The 10,881-nt window shown below is 67.9% G+C and carries 8 protein-coding genes; 1 reads left to right on the forward strand and 7 read right to left on the reverse strand.

Translation table 11 applies throughout. The features are described 5' to 3' along the window. Position 1: 1 nt before the first annotated feature. The 7 genes from ACWF7A_RS21260 to ACWF7A_RS21290 all read right to left on the reverse strand — a co-directional run bounded on the left by ACWF7A_RS21260 (position 2) and on the right by ACWF7A_RS21290 (position 9,545). The gene (locus ACWF7A_RS21260; RefSeq protein WP_452252174.1) at positions 2-1,513 is read right to left on the reverse strand and encodes a PKD domain-containing protein; all 1,512 of its coding nucleotides are present in this window, start codon (positions 1,511-1,513) and stop codon (positions 2-4) included. Between the two features lie 115 nt (positions 1,514-1,628). Next, entirely contained in the window at positions 1,629-2,528 is a 900-nt protein-coding gene (locus ACWF7A_RS21265; RefSeq protein ID WP_452252175.1) for a glycosyl hydrolase family 18 protein, read from the reverse strand. 3 nt (positions 2,529-2,531) lie between these two features. Next, on the reverse strand, positions 2,532-5,438 hold the full coding sequence (locus ACWF7A_RS21270) for an alpha-mannosidase (RefSeq protein WP_452252176.1): 2,907 nt from the start codon (positions 5,436-5,438) through the stop codon (positions 2,532-2,534). Positions 5,439-5,459: 21 nt separating this feature from the next. Beyond that, complete coding sequence (locus tag ACWF7A_RS21275) at positions 5,460-6,578, reverse strand: glycoside hydrolase 5 family protein (RefSeq protein ID WP_452252177.1); 1,119 nt, start codon at positions 6,576-6,578, stop codon at positions 5,460-5,462. A gap of 19 nt (positions 6,579-6,597) precedes the next feature. Further along, positions 6,598-7,419 carry a carbohydrate ABC transporter permease gene (locus tag ACWF7A_RS21280; protein WP_452252178.1) on the reverse strand — a complete coding sequence of 274 codons (822 nt, stop codon included), beginning with the start codon at positions 7,417-7,419 and terminating at the stop codon, positions 6,598-6,600. Beyond that, complete coding sequence (locus ACWF7A_RS21285) at positions 7,416-8,285, reverse strand: carbohydrate ABC transporter permease (RefSeq protein WP_452252179.1); 870 nt, start codon at positions 8,283-8,285, stop codon at positions 7,416-7,418. Before ACWF7A_RS21285 ends, ACWF7A_RS21280 begins: the two co-directional genes overlap by 4 nt. Positions 8,286-8,291: 6 nt before the next feature. Continuing rightward, on the reverse strand, positions 8,292-9,545 hold the full coding sequence (locus tag ACWF7A_RS21290; protein ID WP_452252180.1) for an ABC transporter substrate-binding protein: 1,254 nt from the start codon (positions 9,543-9,545) through the stop codon (positions 8,292-8,294). A gap of 99 nt (positions 9,546-9,644) precedes the next feature. On the opposite strand from ACWF7A_RS21290, the gene ACWF7A_RS21295 reads away from it, so the two are divergent. Continuing rightward, positions 9,645-10,634: a LacI family DNA-binding transcriptional regulator gene (locus tag ACWF7A_RS21295; protein ID WP_452252181.1), complete on the forward strand. Its 990-nt coding sequence runs from the start codon at positions 9,645-9,647 to the stop codon at positions 10,632-10,634. The last annotated feature ends 247 nt before the right edge of the window (positions 10,635-10,881 follow it).

Raw genomic sequence — 10,881 nt, forward strand, 5'->3', positions numbered from 1 at the left:
ATCAGTTCGCGACGGCGGCGGACGCCAGCGCCGGCTTGACGGTCGTGGCGATCGTGATGACCTCGTTGTCGGACGGGATCGCGTCCCGCACCGGGTACTCGAGCCGCGGCTCGACGACCGCGCGGAACGAGACCTTGCCGGACACCGCGTCCTGCGGGGTGAAGGTGTAGGCGAAGGGGAACTTCACCTTGCGGGTCGGGTGCGCGGGCACGTCGATCGTGAGCGTCCCGACCTCCTGCCAGCCGTTGCCGTCGCCGTTGTCCCGGTAGACGGTGGTCTTCACGTTCTCCAGGTAGCGGGTGTTCGACACCTGGACGGCGAGCTGCTTCTGGTCACCGGCCCGGGCACTCGTGGGCACGGTGAACTTGGAGATGCCGACGTCGTGCGTCTTCACCGTGACCGTCGTCGTGTCCGTCGCGGTGCGGCCGTCACCGGCCGTCGACCGCACTGTCGCCGTGTAGACGCCGTCCGCGGCGTAGCGGTGCGACTTGTGGGTGTCCGTGCTGGGCGCTGCGGTCGTGCCGTCGCCGAAGTCCCACTCGGTCGTGACCGGGTCGTCGTAGTCGGCCTGGTGGTCCACCGAGAAACCGATGTTCTCGAAGATCGAGCGCTCGTGGCTGTACCCGGTGTAGACCTGCGTCCTCAACGGCGCTGACTCGCTGAGCCGCAGGGTCGAGGGGTAGCTGTAGTAACCGCCGCCGGACCACTGGAAGTAGTAGGTCTTGCCCGCCGTGACCGCGACCGACTTGCCGCTGTAGTACTGGGGGCCTTCGCAACCGACGACGGTCAGGTCGCCGATCGAGGTGCCCTCGTAGACGGACACCGTGGGCCCGGAGCCCCACCCGTCGACGTGCATGAGCACGGAGTGGTTCGTCGTGGGCGTGTAGGCGTACCAGACGGACGGCGCGCCCGAACCCGAACAGGCGGAGGCGATCGGCTCGTTCGGCTCGCGGGAGGCGCGGCTGAGGTCCGGGTGCGGCGCGCTGAACGGCAGCGACGTCACCCGCTCCGCGTTGACGAGGTCGTCGTTGGGCAGGTGGGAGATCCGGTCCAGCGCGAGCTTGACCTGACCACCGGCCGAACTCGTACCGCTGACCATGAAGTGGTAGGTGGTGCCGGCCTTCGCCGGGAACGTGAGGGGCGTGGCCCGCTCGGTCGTGCACCCGTCGTAGAACGCGTTCCAGACCTGCTTCAGATCGCCGCGCTCACCCGTGAAGGTGGCGACGTTCAGGTCGCGGTCGCTGCCCTCGGTCTTCAGCCGCAGCAGGCCGTCCTCGGTCGCGGTGTAGCGGAACCAGGCCGAACCCGGGACCGAGTAGCCGCGGCAGCCGTACGGGTCGTCGGGCGCCTTGGTCGACTCCGTCGTGTCCTGCTCGACGGAGTACGGCAGGGACTCGACGACGGTGGCCGTGCCGAAGTCGTCGTTGGACGGTGGCGCCGCGTGTGCCACACCGGGCACCAGCACCCCCAGCAGCACGGCGGTCGCGACCGCCACTGATCTTGCAGAAGGCATGCGAAAGTTCCCCCTAGCCCCAGACCCCAGCCTCCAGTGGCTGGAGGTTCCCCGCGCTTTAATCGCATCGGGCGGGGTGTTTGTTGCCCACCCCGCCCGAATTACGCCGTTCGGCCTACTTCTGCATGGTCGTCACGTCCGCCGCCCACCGCCACGGCTCGGCGGTGCCGCCGGGCAGCGAGTTGAAGTACTCCCAGCCCGCGACGCCGCCGAAGTTCGTGTACCTGGTCTTCAGGCTGGTGACGGTGTTCTTCAGCGTCGTCATGCTCACGTAGCCCGACCCGCCGTTGGCCGTGCTGGTGAGAGTGCCGAGCACGACCTTGTTCGCCGGGATCACCCGGCGGTTGACGATCTGGTCGTAGTGCGCGGTGCTGCCCGCGTTGCCCCAGCCGTTGTAGAACTGGCCGTTGAACCACGCGATCTTCGAGCCGTGGCTGCGGTACAGGTCCTCGTAGTTGAAGCCGGACAGGTTGCCGCCGCCCCACAGCGCGCTCGCCACGGGGGAGAGCGTGACGAGGAAGCCCGTGCCGAAGTCGGTCTTCAGCTGGTCGATCACGCGCCGGATGCCCGCGATCGACATCCGCTCCTCGACGTCGAGGTCGACGCCGTTGAGCTTGTAGGTGCGGATCGTGTCGCGCAGCAACGGGTAGTAGGTGTCGAACTGGGTGTCGAGCCGTTGGAACGAGCCCTGTGCGGCGCCGCCGACCATGCCGATCACGTTGACGCCGCGGGCCTGCATCGCGGCGAGGTCCGTCCACATCTGCGTGTACCGCGAATGTGACGGCGGGTGGTCGTTGAGGTGGACGATCCTGTTGTCGTTGAGGTGGATCGCGGCGACGAGCACGTCGGTGACGCCGGTGCCGCGGTCGAGCAGGGGCTTGGGCGAGACGTACGTTCCCGTCGCGCCGTTGCTGTACTGGGTCTGGTAGTAGACGACGGTTCGCTTCTGGGTGGCCGCCTGGGCCGGTGGCGCGGCGAGCGCCACCAGCAGCAGGGCGAGGAACAGCTTCTTCATGCGCTACCTCGTGATTCGCAGGGTGATCACTTGGAACGGGCGCAGCACCACCTCTGCCGACGCGTCGGCCAGGGGCCGTTCGAGCAGGTCGGTCTCCTGGATCGCCTTGTGGGCGAAGGAGGTGCTGATCGAGGCGCGGGCACGTCCGCCGTGCGCCTCGTAGAGCCGGACGACGACGTCGCCCGACCGGTCGTCGGCCAGCTTCACGGCCTCGACCCTGACCGCGGGGTTGTTCGTGCACACCAACGGTTCTGGTGCGGCCGAGCCCCGGACGGCCCGCGGCGGCAAGTTGATGCGGTAACCGGCGTCGATGGCGGCCGGCAGGTCCCCGATCACGAGGGCGTAGCGGAAGCGGTGCTCGCCCTGGTCGGTCTCGGGGTCGGGGAACCTCGGTGCGCGCAGCAGGGACAGGCGCACGGTCGTGGTGGTTCCGCCGTCGTCACGGGTGGTGCGGGTGACCTCGTGGCCGTAGGTCGAGTCGTTGACCACCGCGACTCCGTAGCCGGGTTCGCCGACGTGCAGGTAGCGGTGGGCGCAGATCTCGAACTTCGCCGCCTCCCACGAGGTGTTGGTGTGGATCGGGCGGTGCAGGTGGCCGAACTGGGTCTCGGCGGTGGAGACCTCGGCGCGCAGGTCGAGCGGGAACGCGATCTTGAGCAGCTTCTCCCGTTCCTGCCAGTCGACCTCGGTGTCGAAGTCGACCTGCTTCGCGCCCTCGCGCAGCCTGATGGTCTGGGTGAGCACCGAGTTGCCGAACTTCGCCCTGACCACCACACCGTCGGAGGAGTCGACGCGTTCGGACGGGGTCAGGTCCGCCTTCCAGTTGCGGTAGAACGGGTCGATGTCCCAGGCGTCCCACTGGTTCGGGTTGTCGCGGTGCAGCTGCGGCATGCCGGCGAACCCGTGCGGGGGAAGGACTTCGCGGTCCTCCTCCAGGTCGAGGATCGACGCCACGATGCCGTCGGCGTCGATCGTGACGCGCAGCCTGCCGTTGTCCAGCACGCCGTCCACCGGTGCCACGAACGGCTTCGGGGCGTCGCCGCCAAGCACGTCGAACGTCAGCTCGGCGTCGCCGTCGCCCTTCACCGCGTCGATTGCCTGGCTGGTGAGGGCCTTCAGCTCGGACGCCACGCGCGCGTAGGTGGCCTCGGCCTCGCGGTGCACCCAGGCGATCGAGCTGCCGGGCAGGATGTCGTGGAACTGGTGCAGCAGCACGGTCTTCCACAGCCGGTCCAGGTCCTCGTACGGGTAGTCGGCGCCTTGCAGCGCCGCCGCCGTGGCCCAGTGCTCGGCCTCGCGCAGCAGGTGTTCGCTGCGGCGGTTGCCCTGCTTGGTCCTGGCCTGGGTGGTGTAGGTGGCGCGGTGCTTCTCCAGGTACAGCTCACCCGCCCACACCGGTGCGTCCGGGTACTCGTCCTGTGCGGCCTGGAAGAACTCGCGCGGGGGTTCGACGCGGACGGTCGGTGAGCCTTCGAGGTTCGCGACGCGGTGCGCGGTCTCCATCATCTCGCGGGTCGGGCCGCCACCGCCGTCGCCGTAGCCGAACGGCACCAGCGACCGCGACGCCTTGGCGTGCTCGGCGAACTGGCGTGACGCCCGTGCCAGCTCCTCGCCGCTCAGCGACGAGTTGTAGGTGTCGACGGGCGGGAAGTGCGTGAAGATCCGCGTGCCGTCGATGCCCTCCCACCAGAACGTGTGGTGCGGGAACTTGTTGATCTGGTTCCACGACAGCTTCTGGGTGAGGAACCAGCGCGAGCCCGACAGCTTGATCAGCTGGGGGAGCGCGGCGCTGTAGCCGAACGAGTCCGGCAGCCAGACCTCCTCGGTCTCGACGCCGAAGTTGTCCAGGAAGAAGCGCTTGCCGTGCACGAGCTGGCGGGCCATCGCCTCGCCGCCGGGCATGTTCGTGTCCGACTCGACCCACATGCCGCCGACCGGCACGAACTGACCGTCGCGGACCTTCTCGCGGACGCGGTCCCAGACGTGCGGGTGGTGCTCCTTCATCCACGCGTACTGCTGGGCCTGCGAGCAGGCGAAGTAGAAGTCCGGGTACTCGTCCATCAGTTTGGTGACGTTCGAGAACGTGCGCGCGCACTTGCGGACCGTCTCGCGCAACGGCCACAGCCAGGCGGAGTCGATGTGTGCGTGGCCGATCGCGGACACCTTGTGCGCGGAGGCGTTGGCGGGCAACGACAGCACGCCCGCCAGCTCCTCGCGGGCGAGGTCGGCGGTCGCGGCGACCTCGTTGAGGTCCAGCGCGTCCATCGCCCGGTCCAGCGCGTGCAGGACCTTGTGCCGGCGCGGGTCGTGGTCGGGGAGCTCCCTCATGAGCGACTGGAGCACCTCGATGTCGAGCATCAGGTGCCAGACCTGCGGCTGGAAGACCGCGAGCTCGGCCTTGAGGATCTTGTACAGCGGCTCGGTGCCCGCCGTCTCCTTGTCGCCCAGCGGGGTCGGCAGGAACGGGTGGAAGTCGAGGATCGTCGGGTTGCCCGCGGCCTCCAGGTAGAAGAGGACCTCGCGGCCGTCGACGGGCAGGTAGGTGTTGCGCGGCTCGATGCCCTTGATGGGCAGGCCGTCCGCGGTGTAGGCGAGGCCCTCGGACTGGAAGCCGGGGCCGGGGTGGGTGAAGCCGAGGTCCAGCACGACCTCGACCTGCCTGCCCTGCCACGCCTCCGGGACGCTGCCGGTCAGCCGGAACCAGCTCGTGCTCCACGGCGCGCCCCAGTCGTCGCCGACCTGTGCCGGTGCGTAGGTGGCGTTGAGGGCTTCCTCGACCGGGACCGGCTCGTCGGGCACGGTCCAGACGGCGAGCTCCAGCGGTGTGGTCTCGCCGTAGACGGCCGGGCGGATGCGTTCCTTCAGCGTGCGGTTGAGTCGTTCTTCCAGCAGCGCGCGTTCGTCGTGCACAGTATTCAATCCCCTTTTGGTTCAGCCCCGCGCAATCGAGGCCCGCACGCCGTCCCGCGCGAGGCCCATCCACTCTTCGAAGAAAGCACCGCCCGGACCCCACGAGGGCCGGTCGCCGTGCAGCGTGATCGGCGTGCGTTCGACCGGATCGTGCGCTGCCTCGCGCACGATCCGGGCGATCGACTCGCCGAGCGGCTTGACCTCGCGTTCCGTCGTCAACAACCCCAACTCGTACTCGCGTTCGGGGAAGTCCACCAACGCACGGTCGACGTCGTGCGAGCACCACCACGTGACGCCCCACAGGTTCGAGCAGGTCAGCACGTTCGCAAGCGTTTGCTCGGCGAACTGCGGCGCCTGCTCCGCGCTGATCTCGGGCTGAGCGGCGCCGACCTCCTGCAGCCACACGGGCCGGTCCGGATTCTTCGCGTGCGCCTTGGCCAGCTCGACCAGGTACTCGGCGTGATGGACGCTCTCGGTGGACATCGGCCCGTAGCGCTGTGCGGTGCCGTTGAAGACCCACGAGTGCACGGTCGTCATCGCGCCCTTGTTGGCGGCGTGCTCCGGCAGGAACGCGTGCTCGCTCTCGTACCAGACGGCGTCGTACTCGGAGTGGACGTGCGGGAGGCCCGGTGCGGCCTTGTCGCACTCGTCGAGCAGCGTGTCGATCCACTCGCCGGCCTGCTCGGGCGCGCACGGGTTCGACTCGGTGAGCAGGTTGACCTCGTTGCCCAGGGTGAAGCCGAGGAAGTTCGGCTTGTCCCTGAGGGCTTCAGCGAGCGCGCGGACGTAGAACCGCTGCCCGCTGATGACGTCGGGGTCGGTGAAGATGTTGCGGCGGTGCCAGGTCTGCACCCACGACGGGTAGAAGTCGAAGCTCGACAGGTGGCCCTGCAGGACGTCGACCTGGACGTCGAGCCCGGTCTCGTGAGCGGCGTCGAGCATCTGGGCGAGCTGTTCGACGGCCTTCGGGCGGACCAGGCTCCGGTTGGGCTGGAACACCGGCCACAGCGGGAACACCCGCACGTGGTCGAGGCCGAGCCCCTTGATGGACTCGAAGTCCGCCAAGACGGCGTCGAGGGAGAAGTCGAGCCAGTGGTGAAACCAGCCCTGGGACGGGGTGTAGTTCACGCCGAAACGCAAGGTTGAGCTCCTCGGGGTGTCAGCCCTTGATCGCGCCTTCTCCCACTCCGCGGAAGAAGTGCTTCTGCAGCAACAGGAACAGCAGGATCAGCGGGACGACGGCGATGATCGTGCCCGCCGCCACCAGCCTCTGGTTCTGCACGAACGTGCCCTGGAGGTACGCCAGGCCGATGGTGAGCGTGTACTTCTCCTGGTCGCTCAGCACGATGAGCGGCCACAGGAAGTCGTCCCAGCTGAACATGAACGAGAACAGCGCCACCACGACCAGCGTGCCCTTCACCGACGGCAGCGCGAGGCGGGTGAAGCGCTGCCACGCGTTGGCGCCGTCGATGATCGCGGCTTCCTCGACCTCGGCGGGGAGTGCGAGGAAAGCGTTGCGCAGCAACAGGACGTTGAGCGCGGCGATCGCGCCGGGCAGCACGACGCCGGTGAGCGTGTTGGTGAGGCCGAACCCGCGCATCACCAGGAACAGCGAGATCATGATCGCCTCGAACGGCACCAGGATGCTGCTCGCGAAGATCACCGCGGCGAACCTGCGGCCGCGGAACCTGAGCCGTGCCAGGGCGTAGCCCGCCATGGCCGCGCCCAGGCAGTTCGTGACGACGTTGACGCTCGCGACCGCCAGCGAGTTGAGCGCGAAGTTCCAGACGGGCACCACGTCGGCCACGGCCGCGTAGTTGGCGAACGTCGGGTCGTCCGGGAAGAAGTCGGGGACGAAGACGTCCTCGTTCGGTCCCTTGATGCTCGTGGCGAACTGCCACAGGAACGGGCCGATGCTGATCGCGAGGATGCTCAGCAGCCCGAGGTACCGCAACGCCAGGTAGGCGTGGGCGCGCTTCACAGCTGGTCCTCCCTGCGGTTGAGCTTGAGGGTCACCAGCAGCAGCCCCAGCAGGACGACGAAGAGGACCACGCTCAGCGCCGACGCGTACCCGACCTCGCCGGTGAGGCCGCGGCCGACGGACTGGATGAGCATCACCAGGGTGGTGCTCGCCCCGCCCGGACCGCCGGTACCGCCCGAGAGCAGGTAGATCTCTGAGAACACGCGGAACCCGTTGACCGCGCTCAGCGCCGCGACTAGCACCATCGTGGGCCGCAGGCTGGGCACGGTGACCGACCAGAACCTCCTGACCGGTCCCGCGCCGTCGACCATCGCGGCCTCGTGCAGGTCCTTCGGCACGTTGGCGAGCGCGGCCAGGTAGATCACCATGTAGTAGCCCAGGCCGCGCCAGATCGTCACCACCATCGAGCTGATCAGCAGGAGCGTCGAGTCGGTCAGGAACCCGATCCTGCTGCCGCCCAACGCCTCCACCACGCTGTTCACCAGGCCGCGGCTGTCGAGCAGCCACGTCCAGATGAGCCCGACCACGACCGTGGACGCGATCACCGGCGTGAAGAACGCCGTCCGGAAGATCCCGATGCCCGGCACGATCTTCTGCGCGAGCATCGCGATCAGCAGCGGCAACAGCACCAGCGGCGGGACCACGCCCACCATGTAGAGACCGCTGTTGCGCGCGGCCGCCCAGAACTTGGGGTCCTGGAGCATCCGCACGAAGTTGTCCAAGCCGGTGAACTGGCCGCCACCCAGCGCGCTCGCGTCGGTGAACGCGAGCACGATCATGTTCAGGAACGGGAAGATGACGAACAGCGAGCAGATGGCCAGTCCTGGGGCCAGGAAAAGCCACGGCGTGTACGGGCGATGGGTCATGTTCGCCTACTTCAGGAGCCGGTTGCACTCGTTGACGGCGTCGTCCAGGGCCTGCTTCGGCGACTTCTTGCCGAGCATGGCGTCGGCCAGCTGCTGCAGCAGTGCCTCGCGCATCTGGTCGCTGAACTGCACGGGCGTGTAGTTCACCGCGGTCTTGAGCTGCTTGGCCGCGGCCACCCTGACGCGTGCCTCGTCGGTGCCGTCCTCCGTGGTGAAGTACGGGTCGTCGCCGCCCTTGCTGGTGCTCGGGAAGATCGAGGCGAGCTTGGCGAACCGCACCTGGTTCTCGGCGTTGGTGGCGAACCGGCCGAACGCCAGCGCCGTCGCCTGGTTCTTGCTGCTCTTCGGCACGCTCATGCCGTGCAGGAACATGTTCGCGCTGCCCGTGTTCGTGATGGGCGTGGAGATGCCGATGTTCGCGTAGAGGCTCGGCGCGTCGGTCTTGAACTTGCCGAGGTCGTACGCGCTGCCGGGGTTCATCGCCGTCTGCTGCGCCATGAACTTCGCGCCGGCGCCGGTGTAGTTCTGCGTGAGCGCCTCGGGGATGAGCGCGCCCGCGTCGTACATGCGCTTGTAGCTCTCGACGAACTCGACGCCCTTGGCCTCGTTGAACGTGAACCTGTCGGTGTCGAAGAGCTTCACCCCGTACAGGCCGAAGTCGGCGATGCTCGGGGTCTGGCCGAGGATCGCGACCTTCTTCTCGGCGAGCTTGAGAGCCGTGGCCTCGAGCTCTTTGAAGTTGGTCGGGGGCTTGTCCGGGTCCAGGCCGGCCTGCGTGAACAGGGCTTTGTTGTAGAAGATCGGGCCGGTGTTGAGGTACCAGGGGAAGCCGTAGCAGCCGCCCTTGCCGGGGATCTCGAACGCCTGCCAGGCGTTGTCGAGGTACTCCGGCTTGGCGTCCTTGAGACTCTCGTCGAGGTCGACGAGCTGGCCCGCCTTGGCGAGCGGGAAGCTCAGGTCCGGTGGCACGTTGATCACGTCGGGCAGGCTGCCCGCGCTCGCGTCCGCCATGACCTTGGCCAGGTACCCGTCCGCGGGCTGGTCGACCCACTTCACCGAGGTGCCCTGGTGCTGCTTCTGGAAAGCGTCGATGACACCGTTGACGTAGTCGGTGTACTTGGGCTTGAGGGACCAGGTCTGGAACGTGATCTCGCCCGTGACCTGGCCGTTCGTGGCCGTGTTGGTGTTCGTCGTGCCGGACAGTCCGCATCCCGCCACGGGCACCGCCGCCAGGCCCGCGAGGAACGTGCGCCTCTTCATTGACACCCACCTCCTTGGTCGCGGACCCTAGCTAAACCGGTTTATCTCCGGCTAGCCTCCGAACGTCTTGTTGTCTCCTTTCGGACAGAGCGGGGTGTCGTGAAGAGGCCGACGATCAAGGACATCGCGGCGGCGGCCGGGGTGTCCAAGGGAGCCGTGTCGCTGGCCTTGAACGGCCGTTCCGGGGTGTCCGAGTCGACCCGTGCGCGGGTGCTGGCGGTGGCGTCGTCCCTGGGGTACCGGCCTTCGGTGACCGCTCGGGCGTTGTCGTCCGCTTCCGCCGACGCGGTGGGGCTGGTTCTGGTGCGGCCGCCTCGTGCACTTGGCGACGAGGCGTTCTTCTTCCAGTTGATCGCCGGGATGCAGTCCGAGATCTCGTGTGCGCTGTTGTTGCAGGTGGTCTCCTCCTGGGAGGAGGAGATCGCGTTGTACCAGCGGTGGTGGGCCGAGCATCGGGTCGACGGGGTGTTCCTCGTGGATCTGCTCGTCTCGGATCCTCGGGTCGAGCTGATGTCCTCGCTCGGGTTGCCGGCTGTTGTCGTTGGCGGGGCTGGGCATCATGGGGAGTTGGCCTCGGTGTGGGCTGATGACTATGCGGCCATGACCTCCGTCGTGGAGTACCTGAAGGGGCTGGGGCATCGGCGGATCGCCCGGGTTGCCGGGTTGTCCTCGTTGTTGCACACCGTTCGGAGGGATGCCGCATTCGCATCGTCTGTTGTGGACGGTGTGGTCGTGGCCGGGGACTACACGGCTGAGGCCGGAGCTGCGGCGACGCGGGAGTTGCTCGCGTTGGCCGAGCCGCCTACGGCGATCGTTTACGACAACGACGTGATGGCTGTGGCCGGGGCTGAGGTTGCTGCTTCGCTCGGGGTGGCTGTGCCTCGGGAGTTGTCCCTTGTTGCTTGGGACGACTCGGTTTTGTGTCAGCACGGGCGGTTGACCGCTTTGGCCCGGGACACGTTCGCGTTCGGGGCTCGGGCTGCTCGGGCGTTGGTCGCGGTGATCGGTGGGGCCTTGCCCACCGATGTCGAGGACGTGTTGCCCGAGTTGGTGGTTCGGGGGAGTTCTGGGGTTGCGCCTGGTCCGTAGCGTTCCCCGGTTGCGGGCGGCCACCTTGCGTTGCGTGCTTCCCTTGGGGGCTCTGCCCCCAGACCCCCGGCAATCTGATCAGGGGGCCAGCGCTGCCGGTGGGTAGATGGCACGCCTGTTGCTTAGAGCGGCTGCGCGTTGCTTTGACGGGTTGCGTAGGCGGTGGGGTCCCATCACGAGCCGCACCAAGAGCGGGCCACATCAGAGGAGGGGTGGGGAAACGCCCAAAAGCGGGGGGGGTTGAATC

It is taken from the genome of Lentzea sp. NPDC055074 (assembly GCF_053608005.1).